Here is a 21,012-nt window from a genome sequence, read left to right on the forward strand (position 1 = left end):
GGCTGGCCTCGCTACATTCGAAGGGGATCGAAGGCCGATCCCACGGTGCGGTGAAAGAAGCTGCAAGCGGCTTCCAAGACTAGGTGCGAGCACCTCGATCTCATTGTAGGCCCGTCATCGGATCATATGGAAATCGGTGAGCTTCATCCGCCGGCCTTTTACAACGTGGTTTGGTCGATCCTCTAGGGGATTACGCAGTCTTAAGCCAGCATTAATACCTTAGACGCGACACTAGGAATACTTTTACTATTCGCTAAAGCTCGATGCTATTTGACGAGGACTGGTCTTGCGTTTGCAGTTTTCTAGATGAGAGGGCTAAAGGACATTAGCGTCGGGACCAAGCTCTCGTTGGGCTTTGGGCTGGCGCTGCTGTGCGTCGTGGCCGTGGGAGTATTTGGGGTCGCGCAACTGCGATCACTCAACAAGGTCACGAGCGAGATCACCAGCGTTTGGTTGCCCCAGGTCCAGATCGTCGGCGAGATGAAGCGCAACCTCGCGGAACACCAGCTCTATGCGACGTTGCGCGTGCGCACTGCCGAGGCTGCGCAGATAGCCGGCATTGAGAAGGAGATGGCGAGGGAAAGCGACGAAATACTGCAAGGTCGGCGCGCCTATCGCCGGAGTGCCGGATCGCTGGCCGAGCAGCAGCTGTTCGACCAGTTCGTCAACCTATGGACGGCCTACGAAGATTCCCTGACATCGATTTTCCCGCTCCTCGAAACAGGAGGGCGAACAATGGCTGTCAAGGAGTTCGAGACGGTATCGCTCCCGACCGTTGCCGCCGCCACGCAGCGATTGGACGACCTGCTGGCCCTCACCAACGAGCGCAGCACGGCCGCGGCGGTGATGGCGGACAGGACCTACACCGTTGCGCAAAGATTGACTTGGCTGGCAGTTCTTTTTGCCGCCGGGTGTCTTGGTGGGCTTGTCGCCTGGATACGCCACAATGTCAGCAAGCCGATCCTCGCCGTGACCGAGGCGATGCGTTGCTTGGCGCAGGGCGAGCGCCGTTCGAGTCTCATTGCGCTGAAAAGGGATCGGCAGGACGAGGTTGGAGTGCTGTTCTCGGCCTTTGCCGGCTACCGGGCCAGCCTGGAGCGCAGCGATGCCTTGGCCCGAGAAGCCGAGCTGGAGCGGCAGCAATTGGCCGCGGCCGCCGCCAATATGCCCGTAGGGCTTTGCATGTTCGATGCGGAGAGGCGGCTGGTTCTGTGCAACCAAAGCTACGCCGATCTCTACCATGTGCCGGAGCCCCTGACTCGTCCCGGCACGCCGTGGATCGATTTGATGCGGTTCCGGATCGCGGCGGGCCTCTATGCCGGCCATGACCCGGAAAAGTATGTGCAGCAGCTGACGGAGACCATCGATCGCGCAGAGCGGACGGTGAGCCTGGTGGAACTCAGGGACGGACGCACCATCGACCTCATCCATCAGCCACTGCCGGGCGGCGGGTGGCTTGCCACTCACCATGACGTGACCGACTTGCGGCGGAGCGAAGCCAAGATTTCATACATGGCGCGCCACGACGGACTTACCGAGCTTCCAAATCGCATATTGTTCCGCGAACGCGCCGAGGAGGCTTTGGTCGAGATGCGGCGTGATGGTAGCAAGATTGCTTTCCACTGCCTCGATCTCGATCATTTCAAGATGGTCAACGACACGCTGGGGCACCCGGTTGGCGACGCCTTGCTGAAGGAGGTCGCCGCCAGACTGAAACAGGTGGCCCGTGAAGGCGACACCGTGGCAAGGCTCGGCGGCGATGAGTTCGTGATCATTCAAACCGCGGTTGATCAGCCGGTCGAGGCGACAGCTCTTGCCCAACGGGTCATTGATGGGCTGAGCGCACCTTATGTCGTCGATGGCCACGGGGTTATGATCAGCGCCAGCATCGGCATCTCGATCGCGCCGGACGATGGCATTGACGCCGACCAACTTCTCAAGACCGGCGACATGGCGCTCTACCGGGCGAAGGCGGAAGGCCGCGGAACCTACAGGTTCTTCGAACCGGAAATGGATGCGCGCATGCAGGCGCGGCGGTTTCTCGAACTCGACCTGCGCGAAGCGGTGGTGCGGCAGCAGTTCGAAATCTACTACCAACCGCTCCTCAATCTCGACCGCGGCGAGGTCAGCTGCTTCGAGGCGCTGCTGCGCTGGCATCACCCGACGCGCGGCATCGTATCCCCGGGAGAATTCATCCCGCTGGCCGAGGACATCGGCCTCATCGTCCCGATCGGTGAATGGGTTATCAAGCAAGCCTGTCTCGACGCGGCAAGCTGGCCCGGTAGCATCAAGGTCGCCGTCAATCTGTGCCCGGCGCAATTTCGCAACGCGCGCTTGCTCTCCACCATCGTCGAGGCATTGGATATCTCGGGACTGCCCCCCAGCCGGCTTGAGCTTGAGATCACCGAGACAGTGCTGCTGGCCAACAGCCAGGCGACTCTCTCGATGCTGCAACATATCCACATGCTCGGCGTTCATATCGCGATGGACGACTTCGGAACCGGATATTCGAGCTTGAGCTATCTGCGCTCGTTCCCATTCGACAAGATCAAGATCGATCAATCCTTCATCACGGACGCCGGAGATATCGACAGTTCCGTCGCCATCATTCGAGCGGTCACGAGCCTCGGCAACAGCCTCGGGATGCAGACCACCGCCGAGGGCGTCGAGACCGTGGAGCAGCTGGAACGGGTCCGAAGAGAAGGCTGCACCGAGGCGCAGGGCTTCCTGCTCAGCCGCCCGCTGCCCGCGCGGGACATCCCCGCGATGCTGGAGCGGACCCGCGCCGTGGTGGCGGGCGAGATCATTGAGACCGAACCCGAAACGTCAGGCGAGCGAGACACGGACAAGCCGGGCAGGCGTCGCAGTAGGGCGTCTGTCCCCGCCTAACCGGGATGCAAGCGAAAAACAGTGCCAACGAACATGAGTTTGCCGGCCTAGTTCAGGCCGCCACTCGGATCATGTCGATAGCGGGTGTGTAGGTCGGCGCGGCTCGAAATTAGGTGTGCTGAGCGCCGGTCAAAGTGGGATTAGCTTGTCATATCGATTATGGGATCCAGGTTGAACCCGACTTGCAGGACTCTGCTCGTAACCGAGCAGATCAACCTCACATTCGGTCGCTGCTCTTCACGGCTGCACCAACATCCCGCCTACGGCCGCTGGGCTCGGGCGACGAGACCATTCTGAGTGAGCGGCGTTTTATATACCCGTTCGGTCGTCAGTACCTTGCGTTCACGACAGATACGCCGGCGATCCTCCTGCTCCGGTGTTGGCTCTTTGACCATTGCACATATGCGCGGTTCGCCTCGCTTGAAGGCAAGGAGAGACGAGCGTTTCACCATCGATCTTATCGGTTTTGGCTCGGCGACTGCGACGAGACACTGCGATAGAAGCGGGATCAACGACGTAGCTCTCGATCCCCGCCTTGCTCAGAACCCGATGGATCCAGGAGCCATCGAGCCCGGCTTCCTGGATAGCGACGACGGGGAAGTCTGGCCCCATGCGTGCTCTTGCCTTCTCTCGCACGCTATCGAAGCGACGGAACAAGGCGGATAAATCACCACTGGGGACACTGTGTTTCGACAACTTCTCGCCGCCACCTGGCGACAACGACGAGATCAGCCAGGTTGAACGGCTGAGCTCCAGCGATACGAAGATTGCGCCCAGACCAGTCCGGATAGCAGTCAGAGTTTCGGATCGGTCGGCCACTACATGCATGGTGTTCCTCCGCGGGGTGTTTGTTAGCAGCGTCACTCTGCCAGAGCACGCGCCGCTATCCATCCGTCGCCATGGGATCTGGTGATTGTTCATGTCGCCGATTCCCGCGAAGGAACGCCACCATGACCAAGATTGAAAGTAAGACCGCCAGCGCTGCCGTCAAAGACATTCTGCTTTCAGACCCGGACGGACTTCACGAAATGATCCGTGCGGTGATGCAGGAGGTGCTCGAGGCCGAGATGGACGACGGTGGAGGAGACCATCGAGCGCACGCTGACCTTCTTTTGCCTGCCGCGCCAGCATCACAAGCATCTCAAGAGCACCAACATGCTTGAACGGCTCAATGAGGAAATCCGCCGGCGCACCTATGTCGTGCGCATCTTCCCCAACGCCGAAAGCTGCCTGCGCCTCGTCAGGGCGCCGGCTGTCGAAACCAACGAAAACTGGATGGAGGCCCTACATCAACATTGACGACCTGCGCGAGCACAAGAAGCTCGCTCTACGCCAAGCCGCATGACCAGCATCGTGGCCGCCCCATTTTGCAGAACTTGACGCACACAACCGCCACTTCGAGTTTACCGACCGCACCGAGTCATCCACGCAAAGACCTGCGCAGCGTCAGCTTCAGAGCTTGGTCCCACCGGCTGAACGCCAAAAAAGCGGATCTTGGCCATCGGAAGCGCCCTCAACCGACTGAGAGGTTTCGGCTTATGCGATGCGACTGGCAGTCCTGCGCTCCGGGGACAAGGCCGTGGCGGCAGAAGATCCCCTGGACATCAGGCGATGTCCGGAAGGCAGCATCGTAGTAACGGTTTTTACGCCGCTCGCGGCACGCGCGAGGTGAACGTCGCCCGGGTGACCGACACGCTGGTGCCGTCAATATCGCTGATAATCTCCACCCTGGCCTCCAGTTGTTTCACCAGTGCTTCGACGATGGCTGTTCCAAGTCCGGTAGCCGGTACGTCGTTGGCGATCTTGCCGACGCCATTGTCCGAAACCGTCAGTTTCCAGTCACTGCCCGCGGTCTCGTAGCTCACCTGGATGCGAGCGCCGGTTCTCTTCTTGGGGAAAGCATATTTGATGGCGTTGAGCACGAGTTCGGTGACAATTAGTCCCAGACTGACTGCCCTTTGCGAATCTATCCTGCCGCCTTCGGCCATTACGGTGACCGTGATCGGCTGGGCTTCGCCGACCATCGACGAGGCGAGGCTGCTGCACAATTTCGGTAGGTAAGAGCCGACATCGATCTCGTCGACGCCGGCGGAGGTGTGGAGATGGCGTTGCACCTCGGCCACGGACAGAACGCGCTGATGGGCGTCCTTGAGATGCTGGCGCGTCTCTTCCGACGTCACCGAGCGTGCCTTCAGCAACAGGATCGAGGCAATGATCTGCAGGCTGTTGGCAACCCGATGCTCCATCTCGCGCAGCAGGACGTCTTTCTGCCGAAGCAGGTCTTCGGTGCGACCGAGCAGTTCTTCCTTCTCCCGCTCGATGATACGACGGGCCGTTATGTCATTGAAGGCGAGAAGGATGGTGATGGCCGAACTATGGTCGTAAAGCACCTTGCGGGCATTGAGCAGCATGGTGCGACGGCCGATCCGCGTTCCTGAGCCATGCTTGCCTCCCTCTATCCCTTGATCTGGATCTTCTTCGGCCGATCCGCCTCCGGCCGGTGCAACTCGACTTCGAGCAGCCCGTTGGCGAAACGCGCCTCGACCCGTTCCGGGTCGACGCGGAATGGCAATTGCACTGTCCGGGAGAAGGTCCCATAGGCGCGCTCACGGCGGTGCCAGACGGATTTCTCGTCCTCCGTTCGAGGCTCGCGCGTTCCCTTCAATGTCAGAATGTTCTCGCGCACCGTGAGGCCGATTTCGTCAGGTGATATCCCCGGCAGTTCCGCGGCCACCGCCACGCTGTCCTCGCCAGTCCAAAGATTGATCGGCGGAAACTCCTGAGCGGCGCTGGCGGTCAGCCCGGCCAAACGCTGGTTTACTTCCTGTTGCATGCGCCGCATTTCCACAAACGGATCGAACCCGATGCGGCCGAAATCCGACAAAAGCATGTACATCCTCCTATGATTCACGACCTTGCATGATTGCCACGCGCGACACGTGCGTGCGCACCGGAAGCGGAATCGATCGATGGCAACAGGAGGGGCGATCAGCACAGAGACCGAGCGGCCCGATCGCGCAACCTCGCAGAATGCGAGAAAGAGGGGTTCGGGCAGACGCCGGAACACATCCTCCTTGCGAAGCGACATGAACCGAACTCGATCCACCGTAGGGCCGGACCGTCATTCCCGTGCCAGGACCCGATAGCGGCATCCGGCTTTATCATTAGGTGGCCCCAAATGGCCTTTCACGAGGTGATCTTTGACATTCCACCAGTCACCTCTTCGGCAACAGCGGGGTCCCTTCGAATCCGTAGCCACGTTGCCTCTAGTCGCTGATTTGGCTTCCCTTTGCGCAACTGTCGGGATCGACGAAGCGTCCCGAATTGCACCGCGGTTCGATCAACTGATCGCAGGCGACGCGCCGCATCGTCATGGTAGCTGACGAATGAATCGGCATGACACGTCGCAGTGACCGAGACATCAAGCCAGCACCTATGTCGGCTTGCCGCAAGTCAAAAGAATCCAGCCCTGCGTGCCGCGTTCGCTGACCTTCGCCAGTGACGCCATTTGCATTTCGGCCGGACAGATGGGCACAGACATGTGCAATTCCCGCATCGCCCATTATTGGAACTCACAAGGCGGCGTTCTTTCCGTCTTGGCGAGCAGCGGGCCAACGCGTTACCGGCGGTGATCTTCCTGCAGCTTTAAATCAGTCGCCACCAACGACGAAATCAGATTTGGCCAGCACGCCGGCAATCCTGGCAAATCCCACAATGCTTGCCGCGCCTGCTCGGGTGTCATCTGTCCGGCGATCGCTGCGTTGCTGCTTCTCACCGCGCAACTGAATACCGGTCCCCGACGCGCTTTTGGCCACTGATTCAGGAATACGAGCGCTTCGCGCACTGTGTTGATGTCGTGACGACGTCGTTGGTCTTAACCTGGACCGGCGATAGGAAAGCCAGACCGGTTATTCTTACCTCCCTGCGATCGCACGCTGGATCTTTCATTCGGTGGTTGGTTGCGTGACAGGTTTCGAACGTTAGGTCTTGTTTTCTCTGGAAGATCGGGCTGTACGACATAATCCAAATGTTGCGACGCAGCGAAGGCTTCTGCTGGTTCCCGAGTTGAAAAAGCCAGTTGCACCTGGATGAGTGTGTCGCCGCCACCCAATAGCCCATCAGATGTTCAATGGCAGGCGGCGTCCGACGCTCGAACAGCAAGCGCCACGGCCGGCGGGTAGCCGATGCCACAGCTTTGGAGCTGCCCCGGATACTATTATAAGACCGATTGACGCGGGGCTCGACGCGTTTGCGGCAAATAAGCTCGAGTGTGGACAGAGATGTGACGTTCTATTGAGTCGCTGACCCAATCGGTAGCGACCTGGTGATCCACGCAACCAATTCCGGTCGTTTCTGTCACTAAGAACTCGATATTCGCTATTTGCACCTCGAAAGTCGCATAATTGGCAGTGAGAAACTCAACGCGTTGTGAGGATGGCATAGAGAAGCAGTAGCCCCTTCTCTAGTCTCGCTACGGGAAAAATTCTGGAAAATGGGTCTGCTTGGCTGGACGCAGAACGCTGTGGTTATTCAGCCGGCATTTCTGAAGCCTCTCCAAGACAAACAGCTTGCCTTCGCGCACGCTGTCTTCGAGCGGCTTCGGCTTCGCCAGATGCGCCGCAATCGCGCTGGCCAGCATGCAACCTGTCCCGCGCATCGATGTGGCAAGGCGCGGTGCATCGAAGCGGATGGGTTCGTGCCCGGAGCGTAACAGAATATCGGTCGACCGGGTTCCCGACGCATGCCCACCCTTGATCAGCAGGGCTTGAGGGCCGGCGGCCAGCAGTCTTTTTCCTTGTTGGAGCGCTCCGTCCTCATCCACTGCCAGTTCGGAGCCACTAAGGAGCGCCAGTTCAGGGAGGTTGGGCGTGACAATGCAGCAAAGCGGCATAAGATCGCGCTTCATGGCAGCGATAGCGCCTGCTTGCAGAAGTGCGCGGCCTGAGGTGGAGGCCAGCACAGGGTCGAGTACTGCGGGGACATGCGGAAATTTGCGCAGCACTGCGGCAACGGCAACAATGATCTTGGCAGTCGCCAGCATGCCGATCTTGATTGTGGCCACGTCGTTGGCCTGCAGCGCGGCGCACATCTGATTGGCCACCAGGCTAGGTGGCGAATAATAGATTTCGATCACGGCGTCATGCGTTTGCACCGTTAGCGCTGTGACGGCGAGACAGGTGCGCACGCCAATGGCAGAGATCGTCTCGATATCGCGTGCAATTCCAGCACCGCCACTGGAGTCCGATCCACCGACGACAAGCACATGTGGTTCTCGCCTCAGCGCCATTGGTCCGTCTTTTCGATCCATTCTCGCGTGCGCGCCTCGGGGTCGTCGTTGAGCGTGATGTCGGTCACCACCGCCGCGCTGTCCGCGCCAGCCGCAAAGACACCGTCGAGCCGCTCAGGGTTGAGGCCACCAATGGCGACCAATTGAAACGGCGCGACCTGGCGCTTCCATTCGCTGATCCGTTCGACCCCTTGCGGCGCCCATTTCATCTTCTTCAGGATGGTCGGATAGATGGGTCCAAGCGCTATGTAGTCAGGCTCGGCGGCCATCGCCGTTTCCAGCTCCTGATGATCATGTGTGCTCAGTCCGAGCCTTACGCCGGCTGCCCGTATCGCCAAGAGGTCAGCGGTCTGCAAATCCTCCTGGCCGAGATGTATGAAGTCGCAGCCTTCCTCGATTGCCAGGCGCCAGTGGTCGTTGACGATGAGTTGGCACTGGTATCGAGCACACAAGGCCTTCGCGGTGCGGATCTCCGCGCGCAACCCAGCCTCATCCACGGTCTTGATGCGCAGTTGCAGAAGCCGGACTCCGAGTGGGACCAGCCGTTCGATCCAGGCAGCGCTGTCGACGATCAGATAAAAGGGATCGAGCTTCATGAAAAAACGGCCCTGCCGACCATCGGTGTCGATGGCACGGCGACGTCGCGCGGTTCGAGCATTCCCGAACTGAACGCCTCACGACCGGCGTCGACCGCCTTACCGAAAGCACGCGCCATGCCGACCGGATATGCCGCCTTGGCGACCGCTGTGTTCAGGAGCACGGCGTCAAAGCCGAGTTCCATGACGGTGGCCGCGTGCGACGGCCGTCCGAGCCCCGCATCCACAATCAGCGGGACGCCAGGGAAATATCCGCGCATCGAGCGCAGCGCCGTCATGTTGACCGGTCCCAAGGCGGAACCGATCGGTGCGCACCACGGCATCAGGACCTTGCAGCCCGTTTCCAGCAGCCGCTCGGCGACAACGAGATCGTCGGTGGTATAGGGGAATACCGCAAAGCCGTCCTCGCACAGGATGCGGGCGGCTTCAACCAGACCGAACACATCCGGCTGTAGCGTGTCGTGATTGCCGATCACTTCGAGCTTGATCCAGTTGGTGCCGAAGACCTCGCGCGCCATTTTCGCGGTGGTGACGGCTTCCTTGACGGAGAGGCAGCCGGCGGTATTGGGCAGGATTCTGGCGCCCAGCGAGCGGATCAACGACCAGAATTGTTCGCCGGCTCTACCGCCCGCCATCTCACGCCGCAACGAGACGGTCACCACCGACGTGCCCGACGCCTTGACTGCATCGGCAAGGATGGCCGGCGAAGGATATTGAGCGGTGCCGAGAAGCAGGCGCGACGAAAGCTCGGTTCCATAAAGCTCCAACATGCTAGCCGCCCTGCATGGGCGAGAGGATTTCGATCCGGTCGCCGTCGCTCAACTGGAACTCCGTGCGGTTGGCTTTGTGCACGAGGTCGCCGTTGACGGCGGTGGCGAGCCAATCGCCCTCATAGTCGAGCGCGGCAAGCAACTCGGCCAGCGTGGTGGCGGCAATCTCACGCGCCTCGCCGTTGACCATCAGTTTCATGAGCATGCTCCTTGGTTCTGTCTTGACTGAAAACCAGGCCGGCAGCCTGGCGCGCCATGGCGGGGGCGAGGAGAAAACCGTGACGATAAAGACCGTTGATCGCGATGATCTCACCGTCTGTTTCGACGCGTGGCAAATTGTCGGGAAATGCCGGACGGACACCCACACCGGTTTCAACGATCTCGGCCTCACCAAAGGCCGGATGGAGGGCATGGGCGGCGCCCAGCAGCTCCATCATGGAACGCGCCGTCACCGGTCCGGCGCTCTGGCTTTCAATCATCGTCGCTCCGATCATGAAACGGTGATCGGTGCGCGGCACGGCATAAAGCGGAAAGCGTGGATGAAGCAAACGGACCGGCCGCGACAGCGAGACATCAGGCGTGCGAAGGATCAGCATTTCGCCGCGAACACCGCGCAGCCTGTCATCGGCCGCTGCCATTCCCATGCAGTCTATCTGACGGGCGAAACCCGAAACAGGCCGGGCGTCGCAGCCGAAGTGGAATTTGACACCCATGGTCGCAAGGTTGTCATGAAGTGCCGCCATCGCCTGGCGTGGGTCGAGGTGAGCCTCGTTGGGGAAGAGCAATCCACGCCGGAAGCGGCCGGCGAGGTCGGGTTCCAGGAGCGCAATTTCGTTTTCATCGACGCGCCTATGCCCTGACGTGCGACTGGCGAACCGGTCAAGCTCACCGGCATCACGCGGCGCGGCCACGACCAATGTCCCGGCCCGTGTCACCTGACCCGACAGCACCGCATCCCACCAGTCGGCAGCGTCGCGTCCGAGATCCAGCACCGGCTGCTCCGCGCTTTCGCGCTCGCACCATGGCGCCAGCATGCCGCCGGCGAACCACGACGCGTTGCCGCCAAGGCCATGCCGCATCTCGGCGACTGTGACCGTCGCGCCGCGGGCGGCGAGTTCGAAAGCGACGGTGAGGCCGGCAACGCCGGCCCCTTTGACGAGCACCCTCATGATGGTTTGGGAGCCTCCGGCACGACCGGTACGCCAGTCTCGTCCGCCGGCATGTAGAGATCGCCGCCCTCCCGGTATTTTGCCGCCATTGCCGCCATGCCTTCCTTCTGAGCCTCGGCACGGATGTCGTGGGAAATGCGCATGGAGCAGAATTTCGGCCCGCACATCGAACAGAAATGTGCCAGCTTGTGCGCCTCCTTGGGCAAGGTCTGGTCGTGGAAGGACCGTGCGGTTTCGGGGTCGAGCGACAGGTTGAACTGGTCCTCCCAGCGGAACTCGAAGCGCGCGCGCGAAAGGGCATCATCCCTGGTTTTCGCTGCCGGATGGCCCTTCGCCAGATCGGCTGCATGGGCGGCTATCTTGTAAGTGATCACCCCAATCTTGACGTCGTTGCGGTCGGGAAGGCCGAGATGCTCTTTCGGCGTGACGTAGCAAAGCATTGCGGTGCCGAACCAGCCTATCATGGCGGCACCTATCCCTGAGGTGATGTGGTCATAGCCCGGCGCGATGTCGGTCGTCAGCGGCCCCAACGTGTAGAACGGCGCCTCACCGCACACTGCGAGCTGCTTGTCCATGTTCTGCCTGATCTTGTGCATGGGGACATGGCCCGGGCCTTCGATCATCACCTGGCAGTCCTTTGCCCAGGCAATCTTGGTGAGTTCTCCAAGTGTTTCCAGTTCGGCGAATTGCGCCGCGTCGTTCGCATCGGCGATTGAACCGGGACGAAGGCCGTCGCCGAGCGAGAAGGAAACGTCATAGGCTCTGGCGATGTCGCAGATCTCCTCGAAATGCTCGTAGAGGAAGCTCTCCCGGTGATGGTGCAGGCACCATTTGGCCATGATCGAGCCGCCGCGCGAGACGATGCCCGTGACCCGGTCGACGGTCAGCGGTATGTAGTGCAGCCGCACGCCGGCGTGGATGGTGAAATAGTCGACGCCTTGCTCGGCCTGCTCGATCAGCGTGTCGCGATAGACCTCCCAGTTGAGGTCCTCGGCGATGCCGCCGACCTTTTCGAGCGCCTGATAGAGCGGCACCGTGCCGATCGGCACCGGTGCATTGCGCACGATCCAGTCGCGGATGTTGTGGATGTTGCGGCCGGTCGACAGGTCCATCACCGTATCGGCGCCCCAGCGGATCGCCCACACCATCTTTTCGACCTCTTCGGCCATCGACGATGTGACAGCCGAGTTACCGATGTTGGCGTTGATCTTCACCAGGAAATTTCGCCCGATGATCATCGGTTCGCTCTCGGGATGATTGATGTTGGCGGGAATGATTGCGCGTCCGCGCGCCACCTCGTCGCGCACGAATTCGGGTGTGACGAAATCTGGGATCGCCGCGCCGAAGGCTTCGCCGTCGCGTTGCAGCTTGCCGCGCATCACCTCGCGGCCGAGATTCTCGCGGATGGCTACGAACTCCATTTCTGGCGTGATGATGCCGGCGCGCGCATAGGCAAGTTGGGTCACCGCCTTGCCCTGCTTGGCCTTGAGCGGCCGATTGCGTATCGGAAATTCCGGTGTCAGGCGCTCGCCGGTGGCGAATCCATTGTCTTCCGGCCGGACGTGGCGGCCGTCATAGGCTTCGACATCGCAACGCGCCGTGACCCATTCGTGGCGAAGCCGGGCAAGGCCTTTTTCGATGCTGGTTTGGACTGATGGATCGGTGTAGGGGCCGGACGGATCGTAGACGGTGACGGGCGGTTCGCCGGCCGTCGGATGGACGGAAATCTCGCGCATCGGCACCCTGATCTGCGGGTAGAGGACGCCGGGCTTGTGGATTTTCCGCGAGGCGGGCAGTGGTCCCGTCGACACGGCGGGGGTGAGGGCATTCATCGTGAGGCTCCTTTGCTCATGCATTGGAGACCCAGTTCTGTGCCGGAAGGATGAAAAGACGCTTCTGTAGACCTGCTGCAGCAGGACCTCGGGCGTAAACTCCCGCAAAGCGCTTGCACCGTCCCTACGCCAGTATGAACTGGATCAGGTTCAACGGGTCACTGCGCCGCGAAAGCCAGCAGTATCTCAGCCCCTTACCGGGACTCCCCTGGTGAATGCCTCAAGTTGAATGGGCCGGTGCTGCTTTGTCAAGCGCCTTCGGGCGCCTTCGGGCGCCTTCGGCCGGTGGCGACGTCCGGCGGCCGGCCGAGCGGAGAGCTCGCGCATGCATCGGGGACAAGTCACGCCCCGTAGACCAGGGCTGGAATGGCCAAAGTCTCATTCGCTTCGTGAAGGATGGAAAAACTGTATCGGCCATGTGCGTCGAGATCGACCGAGTAGCTCAGGCGGTCACGGATGTGGTTATCCTGGTCGAAGGCGACGATTTGCGGCTTCAGCGAGGTGATTTGCACCACGTCCAGGTAGATGGAGTTGCAGATATGATCTGGTCGTCGGGCTGGCAGGTGCAAGCGGCCGCTCTATTCAGGATGCGGCATCGGCGGCGTTCCCGATACCAATGATATCTTGCGGGCAACTTATGCAATCACCGGCTTCGTAAAACCCGACGGCGGCGGCCGTGTCCTGGCGCTGAGGATGTGCCGCTGTTCCAGCAGAGAAATCGCGTGGGCGCGGAGTTTTCGCTCTGCGAGGAAGAGTTGACGCAATCGTTTAGCTTGCTTGCAGTTCGTAGAGACCCGCCTTTGAAAGCAACTAAGCTATTGCATTGATATGTTGGTGCGCGATCGATCGCTACATAGCCGGCCGCCATTATCCGAGTATTGATCCGCCGGTGTTCGTGTTGCCGTATATGGCAATCCCTGCGAGATCGTCGCGGCCGGATCGGCCGCACCCTCTAGTCATAAAAGGGGAAGCGACCGAGAATTCCGCTGCCGAAAACTTCTCTGGCTTGGCTATGCATGCGGTAGATGAGATCGCCGCCTACCGCGACCTGGTCGAGGAAGGCATCGACGCCCAGTTCGGACAGCCTGGTTATCGCAATGCGTTAGCGGCTCAGACTTGCGGTCTCGAGAGCGGCCTTTGGGGGTCACCTCTTTTTTGTTTCAGAGGTTGGAAGACGGCTGCTCGTTACCCAATAGAAATGGCGACTACGGAACGCGATCGATCGCGGCCATCAGGAAACACCTGTCTTCGGCTCAACCTCGACATGGCGTCCGATCGACCGCAGATATACAGCTATCTCGTCCATGAGATGATCGCGTTCGCCGTAGATCTCAGCAATCCTGCGCAGCTGTGGCTCGACGGACCTCCGTTGCGCCGGCGTCAAATCAGCATCGCCAAAGACATATCCCAAGTTGCCAATCGCGCAAATGTTGCAGCCGGCCTCCACAACTGCTTGCACGAATGCCGGAATGTCTTTTTCTTGCATAGTCTTCATGTCGAACCTCTCGTGAATGGCGTGCTTGCGCGCCCATGCTGCCTTTTCAGCGTGTCCTCTGGGCGGCGCAAGCCTTGAGCGTAATTGTGCCGGGCAACCTCGACTATCCCGTCTGCCACGCTCTTTAGAGTCGGTGGGGTCTGGTGATTGCAGGCTGGGCCACTCAAAAGCCTGCAAGAAGAAAGTCATGGCGACCATTGCTCAAGATCGCGAGGGTGCGTGCAAGACCTTCCGTTGGCAGTCATGCACGCTCACCCAGCAACTGGGTATTGAGCAACTGGGTCTCACGTCGCGGGTCTCGTGTGCTTCACAGCCGAAAATAAGGTACCACCGTGGCTATTCTCAAGTGCAGGCTACCTCTTCAGGACACGGCGGAGTGCCTTCCGACGCACCCCTGGTGCAACGTGCGACCTAACGAGACACATCTCGTTCGCGTTCCCTCGACCTTTCTTCGTATTGCTGCTTGCCCTGCGATTTCAGGCCCTCTGCTAGCTTCTCGGCCGCTCTTTGGCCTGCAATGTCACTATTCAAGATCATATCCGACATCCCTGGATGGTCATAACCGTAATGCGCATGCAGTTTCCCTCACGAGCAGCGCCTATCCGTCGATTAGTTCGTCTTCCGGAACCCGAAGCCCTTTTTATCCGGCGTACCTATCCACCATTCAACCGGTATACCTTTCCCAACTTTGGCGGACCATTTACCTCAGGCATGATCATCTCGCGTGACATTTTTTTTTGGCGCCATCATCGCACGTGGCATTTTCTAAAAACCAAGACGTGTCAATTTGTAAAATCAAGGATGCGGCCGCGCCCGTTGCGAGGATTTGCAGGTAGCTCTTCAGCCCCAACACGATGTGTGAGGCGGCGGTGGAAAAGGCAACCGACGGCGTCGACGCGTCCTTTGATGATCGCAAGCGATATGCTTCGTCGCGAGCCCAGATTGCGGTCTCGGGCACAAGGCGAGATCACAGTTCTGCGATCTGTGGTAACGCGAGCCCGCAAAGCGCCGCTGCGGCCACCGCTTTTGGAATCTGGACGAGATTCGTCGTCGTCTGAGATCAGTTGATCGAGCAGTTCGCGCGCGCGGGACGCGCTTGCGGTGCAGTCTCTCCCGCGAGCTCGCCCGTGACCTTCTCATCGACGACATCCGAGAGCTGCGCGGACGGCCCTATGACCTCGTCGCTGTCGCCGGCGGCTGGAAGCACCTGACACGGCCGGCCTATGCCGATGCCATCCGCGCCTGCGGAAGCAGCGGGCGTGCCGTGGACCTGACGTGGTCGGACGTGCTGATGCTGATGTGCATCGGCACTTCCAGCCGATTACCCGCGCCGAATTGTCGTCGGTTTTCGGGAAGTAATCAGTCGCGACCTGATCGGCCATCTGCGGCACCGGCCTGATCGCGTCGAACCCGCGCAGTCCGACGCCCGGCGCTCCCTACACCTATGTGACGACAAAAGCGTCCTGCTCGAGTTCGGCCTCGACACGCTTCGCGATCTCCCGGACTGCGAGGCGCTCGAGGATGCCGGGCTGCTGAGCAGAGATGAGCTGCTTGCTGGTGAAATTATGCCAGAGTTGGCTAGTGGCCATGAGGATGCGGGTTTGGATACGGAGGAATAGCTTGGCGCTGCAGACGCTGTGGCCACCGGGCTTGCGAGTGCTTCCAGCTTTCCATAGCGAATCTAGCGCGCCCAAGGGCGTCCGAAATTTGTAGGCAAATTTCGGACATGGACACGGTCAGCGACGTCAAGCAGGCAGCGGTATGCGGCCTCTGCACCGCTGTCGCCCAAAAATTCGTGGCCATGGGCAAGCCCCACTTGAGACCCCCAGAGAGAACGCTCGTGAGCGATGGAAACGGTTTTGGTCCAAAGCTTGATACAGATGGCCTGCAGATGGGTGTAGGGTTTCAAAGCGCTCGAAGACGCGCCTTCGCAGAGTTAAAAGTCCGCGACGAACTCGTGTGTCGTTTGTCGCCAACTGCAAATTCGATAGTTAGCGCAATTATACTGCGCCGAGTCTGCCATCTCGAGCCCCAAGGGTTTGTGAGGCCTCTCGGCTCACCACCGCCTTTGCTAACCGCCGTGATTCCAAAGACGCGTGCCTTTACGGAGGGGGTCAAACGGCCTATATTATTCTTTATAAGGAGAAGAATAATGGGCACACTTGCTCGCATCTACACCCCCGCAGAGGCAGCCGCCGTCAGCGGGATAGGAATCAAGGCCGTGCACAATGCGATCGACAAACGCATTGTCGATACTGTGCCAAGCACTGCTCGGCGCATCGGTGGGGTCGTCCGACGGGCATTGACCGGCGAGGATTTGCTGCGGCTCAAGCTTTGGTATGGCGTGGGTGCGACATTGCCCGCTGATCGTCGCTACCGCCTGTTCGAGGAAATCAAAGCTGCCCCAAGGGCCAAGACCGTAAGGGCCGACGACCTGCTGATCGTCGACGTCGCCGAGGCACGTAAACAGCTCAAAGCGCGCATCGTGGATCTTGATGAAGCGGAGGCCGCCATCGGCCGCGTTAAAGGGGTGATGGGCGGAGAGCCTGTCTTCAAAGGAACCCGCATCCCTGTTCGTATGATCACGACGATGCTAGCGCAGGGCGCAGATGAAGCGGAGGTTCTGGAGGGATATCCGAAGCTAACGCCGCGCGTGATTGAGCTCGCCAGAATGTGGGTCGCCGCGCACCCGGTTCGTGGGCGGCCTAAGAAGCTGGTCGAGCAGGGCGTGAAAATAAAGTCGTCGAAGCGCGTGGTTTTGAAGGGCGACCCAGGTCCGTCGGCCAGGTCGAGACGCGTGTGACCTCGTGAGGTTTCTGATCGATGAGTGCCTGCACACGTCTCTGGTTGCGGTAGCCCAAGAACGCGGACATGAAGCAAACCACGTCAACTGGCTTGGGCTAAGCGGCGAAACCGACTGGGACCTCATGCCGCTCATTATCGATGAGGATTTCACCTTCGTCACCAACAATGCTAAGGACTTCAGGAAGCTCTATGCCAAAGAACCGGTTCACGCCGGCCTGATTATCGTCGTCCCTCAGGTCGGGCCTGAAAAACAGAGAGAGCTCTTCGATGCTCTCCTCGAGGATCTTGGCCCAGAGGAATTCCTGATTAATGAAGTTATCGAAATCGAGATCGAAAACGGCATTGCAATCGTAACACGATACGATCTGCCGTCGCCCTAGCTGAGGCTGCGCGATCTCCGCTTATGACCGACCCGGTTGCCAGTCGCTCATCTGCAAAATGTTACCGCCGAGTTTTGCAAACGCGCGTTGGCGGCAGGAGAAAACGAGAATCTGCTGATCGTGTGATTGACGATGCAAAGCGTCGAACATGCGCTCGATGCGGTCGTCATCGGAATAAACCAAAGCGTCATCCAGGATAACCGGTGTGGGTCGGCCGTCGCGGGCAAGCAAACGGGCGAAGGCCAGACGTGTCAGAACCGAAAGCTGTTCTCGCATGCCGCCACTCAACCTATCGACATCCTCATCCTGACCATTGCGGCGAACGGTCTGTGGCAACAGTGTGTTCTCGTCGAACACTATGGAGATGTCATCGAATAGCAATCCAAGCAGCGGTCGCAGCTCGGACATGACCGGCTTCAGATAAAGATCGCGTGCCGTCGAGCGCGCAGCGACCAGCGTCGTGCGCAGCCGGTCGAGGACGGCTTTTTCGAATTCGAAGCGTCTCGCTCGCTCTCCAGCGATTTCCAATTTTTCTGTGGCCTCGCGCAAAGCTTCTTCCACCGCGTCGTCGGACCGAGTGCGAATATGGCCATTGAGATCGGCCAGGGTTACACGCAACTGACTTGCTTCCTGTGTGGCGGCATCCTGAACCGAACGGGCGCGGCGCAGAACGGCTTCAGCGCTGGTGAGATCGCGAGCGCCGTCGCGCAGGGGAGCAGCGCGCATTTCGGCCGCTTCGCGCAGCTTTTGTCGTGCGGTGGCCTCGGTGAGCAGCAAGCGCCCCTTTTCCTCGCGCGCTGCATCGGGTCCCAATATGACCTCGAGGCTGGTCAGTTCCGCCTGGATGGTGACATAAGCCGTCTCCGCAGCCATGACAGCCTCGTCGGCATGGCTGCGCAAAGGCAAGGCCTCGCGCACGCTGTTGCGTGTTGTCGCCACACGCTGCTCGGCTGCGGCATGATGTTGCCGGATCTGTTCTGGATCGACTTTGAGTTCGAGGTCCCCGGCCCCGAGGGCACTCAGACGAGCAAGCTCCTCGTGTAATTGCTGTATCCCCTTGGGCGCGAGATCGGCAAGTCGCTGACGCGCCAAGCCCAGTTCGGTAGCTTTGTCGCGCGCTTCCACTAGGCGCTGGCGTGCCGTCCTGAGGCTATCGACACCGAGGGACGCAAGCAGGCTGCGGTGCTTCGCTTCGGCGTCTTCGATGGTCCGGTCGGCCTGCTGCGGCCGATTCGATCGCAGGGTCAAGGCTCCGATGCCGGCAATATCCAGGCGTACGGTGCCAGCAAAGCTTTGGTCTTCTGCATGGGGCAAGGGCTTGGCATCGATGGTCACCAAATCGGCGGCGCCGTCCCGGTATTCCATGCATAGCGTCGGCAGGGTTGCCAGGTGAGCTGCACGAAGGCTGGCGATCTCGATTTCGAGCGCCTGGAGTTGCTCGACAGCTTGTTCCGGCACCGCCAGCATCGCCAGTGCTGCCTCTCCATCTTCGATCTGGGTTCTGGCGACTTCGGCTTGTTTCAACCGGTTGTCCGAGCCGGCCAGTTGTTCGGCAGCGTCACGCGCCAAAAGAGTCGCATCCAGCCGCGCGAGCAATTCGCGTGCTTCGCGCTCTTCCAGTTCGGCTGCTTGAACTTCGCCCATCGCTTGTTCGTTTTCGGCAATGGCAGAAGCGCGCCGATCGAGAACCTCACTGCGGCGAAGCTGCGCAATCGTCGACTGCTGGCGCAAATCCGTGGCTCGTTTGAGCGCGGTCCGAAAACTATCGAGGGCCTGCTGCGCCGCGTCGTGGTGAATTGCGGCAAGGGCAGCTTCCGCCTCGGCGGCTTTCAAGGCTTCGCTGTGCGATTTGGCGGCCTCGACTGCGGCTTCCGCGGCCGAGATGGCTTCCCGCCGAGTGGCGCCTTCTTCGGGGTTTTCAAGCTCAGACAGACGCGCCAACGCCATGCGCCGCTTGTCGAGCGAATCGCGCAGACCGGTGACTTCGGCGCTGAGACGCTGCTCGTCTTTCACCAGCTTGTCACGCTCGTCGAGCGCTGCCGCATAGAGACCGCCGCTCTTGGGACGCAGCGTTGACGTAACCAGGCTATAGAGTTCTTCTTCACATGCCGCGGCGATTTCGGCCATGCGTCGCCCGCCGGTCAGGGCTTCAACTTCCCCCTGAACCGAGGACAGTAGGCTTTCGCGCACGCGTTTTTCGCCGTCCTCCTCGCTTTTGCTGCGCCTTTCGATGCCGGTGACCCCTTGGCGAACCCAGAGCAATCCTGCCGGTCCTGCGCTTCCGCCATGGATTAGTTTGCCGATAAAGGCTTCGGCCTCATCGGCTTGAGCCAACAGTCGCCCGCCGTCGAGGTCAATAACGCTGGCCAGCCTGCCGCCATAAAACTGCTTGGCAAGTCGATAGCGTCCTTCTGAAGTGGTGATGTCGGCCTCCACCACCGGATTGCCCCCACTGTAAGGCCGCAACAGTCGCACGCCTTCGGGTGTGCCCGTGTGAGGCTGGAAAAAGAGTGCGTGCAGCGCTTCGAAGAAGGTTGATTTGCCGAACTCATTGACCGCGCAAAGCACGTTGACGCCGTCGCCGATGTTTTCGATGGCGACGCCTTGCCCGGCGAACCGTTTGACGTTGTGGAGCCGAAGGGCCGTAAGTTTCATGATCCCATCGCCTCGCAATAGCTGAACAACCGAACCAGTGCTTCTCGCGATATGTCGCGTTCGACAGCCGACCGGGTTTCGTCGCTGCTTTCATCCAACAGTGCCTGCGCTGCCTCGCGAAGGGCACCAGAGCGGTCGATCCGATCCAAATCGCCACTTTCGCAGTCGGTCGCGAGCCCGTCCCCGTCCAGTTCCAGATAGGCGAAGTCGGGCGCGGCTACCGCGATCGCCGCTTGAAGGATCGTTCGCCCACTTAACCGCACCCGGCCAGACGCGGCAATTCGCAGCAAAGTCTGACGCCGCAGATGAGCCGGTGGAAGCAACGCTTCAAATGCCGCGGCGCTGTCGTCGCCAGACAGCAGATGCAGGGGAGCGGTTTTCCAGGAAAAGCTAGCTGTTTCAACGGCCACGATCTCGGGCACGGCGCCAGGCCCGGCAATGGAAACGACAAGGGCCTGACCGGGTGTATCATGCTTGAAACGGTCAGGTTCGGGCGCACCGCTATAACGGCTGCGCTCATTGATGGTGACGGGTCCGTGCCAGTCGCCAAGTGCCAGATAATCGAGGCCGGCCTTAGTCGCGCGATCTGGTGCAATGACATCGGACGCTGCTGAATCTTCGGAAAAGTTCTGAATAGCGCCATGAGCAAGGCCGAGCCGGATGGCGCCTTGCGGCGTCGCGGCGCTGTTCATCCACTCGGTAAGGTCGCGACCGGGTCTGCGGGTGGTGCAAGGTGCAGGCAGCAGCGCCACGTCCGCGCCAATGGTCAGGGTTTCGGGCCGCGTCGCCAGCAGGACATTGTCCGGCACAACGCTGTCCGCTGCACTCCACAATTGATCAGCCAACAGGGAATCATGGTTGCCAGGCAGCAATATCCAGCGCAGAGGCGCGCTCTGGCTCATCTCGGCCATGGCCTGCCGCAACATCGCTGGAGTGGGCGTTTCGGTATCGAACGTATCGCCGGCCAGAAGTATGGTGGATGCACCATGGACGCGTGCCTGCTCTGCCAGCCGGCTGATCGCGCCATGGCGCGCTTCACGGAGCCGCCCGCGCAGATCCTCTGGCATGTTGCCGAACCGCTTGCCGATATGAAGATCGGAGCTGTGGATGAATCGAAACATGGAGTCTCCGAGA

At 60.3% G+C, this 21,012-nt stretch carries 16 protein-coding genes, 4 pseudogenes and 1 riboswitch; of the genes and pseudogenes, 6 read left to right on the forward strand and 14 right to left on the reverse strand.

What is annotated here, in order from left to right; genetic code table 11:
• Positions 1-306 precede the first annotated feature (306 nt).
• A complete protein-coding gene (locus EOA28_RS00460; RefSeq protein WP_126057614.1) occupies positions 307-2,889 on the forward strand; it encodes an EAL domain-containing protein in 2,583 nt (860 codons plus the stop codon).
• A 314-nt stretch (positions 2,890-3,203) separates the two neighbouring features.
• Here the strand turns inward: EOA28_RS00460 and EOA28_RS38560 are convergent.
• Positions 3,204-3,717 (reverse strand): annotated as a pseudogene (locus tag EOA28_RS38560) (transposase); the annotation flags it as partial.
• A gap of 122 nt (positions 3,718-3,839) precedes the next feature.
• Between EOA28_RS38560 and EOA28_RS00470 the strand changes: the two are divergent.
• Both EOA28_RS00470 and EOA28_RS00475 read left to right on the forward strand, forming a co-directional pair.
• On the forward strand, positions 3,840-4,052 hold the full coding sequence (locus tag EOA28_RS00470; protein WP_126057615.1) for a hypothetical protein: 213 nt from the start codon (positions 3,840-3,842) through the stop codon (positions 4,050-4,052).
• A pseudogene (locus tag EOA28_RS00475) lies at positions 3,952-4,234 on the forward strand (transposase); the annotation flags it as partial. The gene EOA28_RS00470 and the pseudogene EOA28_RS00475, both read left to right, overlap by 101 nt.
• 298 nt (positions 4,235-4,532) lie before the next feature.
• Here the strand turns inward: EOA28_RS00475 and EOA28_RS00480 are convergent.
• The 11 genes and pseudogenes from EOA28_RS00480 to EOA28_RS41055 all read right to left on the reverse strand — a co-directional run.
• Positions 4,533-5,315, reverse strand: a pseudogene (locus EOA28_RS00480) (sensor histidine kinase); the annotation flags it as partial.
• Positions 5,316-5,344: 29 nt separating this feature from the next.
• On the reverse strand, positions 5,345-5,977 hold the full coding sequence (locus tag EOA28_RS00485) for an Hsp20/alpha crystallin family protein (RefSeq protein WP_126057616.1): 633 nt from the start codon (positions 5,975-5,977) through the stop codon (positions 5,345-5,347).
• Positions 5,978-6,508: 531 nt separating this feature from the next.
• Complete coding sequence (locus EOA28_RS00490; protein WP_245454712.1) at positions 6,509-6,733, reverse strand: DUF982 domain-containing protein; 225 nt, start codon at positions 6,731-6,733, stop codon at positions 6,509-6,511.
• A gap of 627 nt (positions 6,734-7,360) precedes the next feature.
• On the reverse strand, positions 7,361-8,176 hold the full coding sequence (locus EOA28_RS00500) for a hydroxymethylpyrimidine/phosphomethylpyrimidine kinase (RefSeq protein ID WP_126057617.1): 816 nt from the start codon (positions 8,174-8,176) through the stop codon (positions 7,361-7,363).
• Entirely contained in the window at positions 8,167-8,772 is a 606-nt protein-coding gene (locus EOA28_RS00505) for a thiamine phosphate synthase (RefSeq protein ID WP_126057618.1), read from the reverse strand. Before EOA28_RS00505 ends, EOA28_RS00500 begins: the two co-directional genes overlap by 10 nt.
• The gene (locus tag EOA28_RS00510) at positions 8,769-9,542 is read right to left on the reverse strand and encodes a thiazole synthase (protein ID WP_126057619.1); all 774 of its coding nucleotides are present in this window, start codon (positions 9,540-9,542) and stop codon (positions 8,769-8,771) included. Before EOA28_RS00510 ends, EOA28_RS00505 begins: the two co-directional genes overlap by 4 nt.
• Position 9,543: 1 nt before the next feature.
• Positions 9,544-9,741: a sulfur carrier protein ThiS gene (thiS, locus tag EOA28_RS00515; protein ID WP_126057620.1), complete on the reverse strand. Its 198-nt coding sequence runs from the start codon at positions 9,739-9,741 to the stop codon at positions 9,544-9,546.
• On the reverse strand, positions 9,710-10,711 hold the full coding sequence (gene thiO / locus EOA28_RS00520) for a glycine oxidase ThiO (protein WP_126057621.1): 1,002 nt from the start codon (positions 10,709-10,711) through the stop codon (positions 9,710-9,712). Before thiO ends, thiS begins: the two co-directional genes overlap by 32 nt.
• Positions 10,708-12,543: a phosphomethylpyrimidine synthase ThiC gene (gene thiC, locus EOA28_RS00525; RefSeq protein WP_126063809.1), complete on the reverse strand. Its 1,836-nt coding sequence runs from the start codon at positions 12,541-12,543 to the stop codon at positions 10,708-10,710. Before thiC ends, thiO begins: the two co-directional genes overlap by 4 nt.
• A gap of 103 nt (positions 12,544-12,646) precedes the next feature.
• Positions 12,647-12,763: riboswitch (TPP riboswitch) on the reverse strand.
• 121 nt (positions 12,764-12,884) lie between these two features.
• Positions 12,885-13,112: a hypothetical protein gene (locus EOA28_RS00530; RefSeq protein ID WP_245454713.1), complete on the reverse strand. Its 228-nt coding sequence runs from the start codon at positions 13,110-13,112 to the stop codon at positions 12,885-12,887.
• A 662-nt stretch (positions 13,113-13,774) separates the two neighbouring features.
• Positions 13,775-14,236 (reverse strand): hypothetical protein, encoded by a 462-nt coding sequence (locus tag EOA28_RS41055; RefSeq protein ID WP_306283303.1) that lies wholly within the window; start codon positions 14,234-14,236, stop codon positions 13,775-13,777.
• Between the two features lie 898 nt (positions 14,237-15,134).
• On the opposite strand from EOA28_RS41055, the pseudogene EOA28_RS39870 reads away from it, so the two are divergent.
• The 3 genes and pseudogenes from EOA28_RS39870 (at position 15,135) to EOA28_RS00550 (ending at position 17,223) form a co-directional block, all read left to right on the forward strand.
• Positions 15,135-15,657, forward strand: a pseudogene (locus tag EOA28_RS39870) (SMC-Scp complex subunit ScpB).
• Positions 15,658-16,190: 533 nt separating this feature from the next.
• A complete protein-coding gene (locus tag EOA28_RS00545) occupies positions 16,191-16,841 on the forward strand; it encodes a DUF433 domain-containing protein (RefSeq protein ID WP_126057624.1) in 651 nt (216 codons plus the stop codon).
• A gap of 4 nt (positions 16,842-16,845) precedes the next feature.
• Positions 16,846-17,223, forward strand: coding sequence for a DUF5615 family PIN-like protein (locus EOA28_RS00550; protein WP_126057625.1), 378 nt, complete (start codon positions 16,846-16,848; stop codon positions 17,221-17,223).
• A gap of 21 nt (positions 17,224-17,244) precedes the next feature.
• Here the strand turns inward: EOA28_RS00550 and EOA28_RS00555 are convergent, their stop codons facing one another.
• A complete protein-coding gene (locus EOA28_RS00555; protein ID WP_126063810.1) occupies positions 17,245-19,878 on the reverse strand; it encodes an ATP-binding protein in 2,634 nt (877 codons plus the stop codon).
• A complete protein-coding gene (locus EOA28_RS00560) occupies positions 19,875-20,999 on the reverse strand; it encodes a DNA repair exonuclease (protein WP_126057626.1) in 1,125 nt (374 codons plus the stop codon). Before EOA28_RS00560 ends, EOA28_RS00555 begins: the two co-directional genes overlap by 4 nt.
• Positions 21,000-21,012: the final 13 nt, after the last annotated feature.

Source organism: Mesorhizobium sp. M2A.F.Ca.ET.067.02.1.1 (assembly GCF_004023285.1).
Classification (GTDB): domain Bacteria; phylum Pseudomonadota; class Alphaproteobacteria; order Rhizobiales; family Rhizobiaceae; genus Mesorhizobium.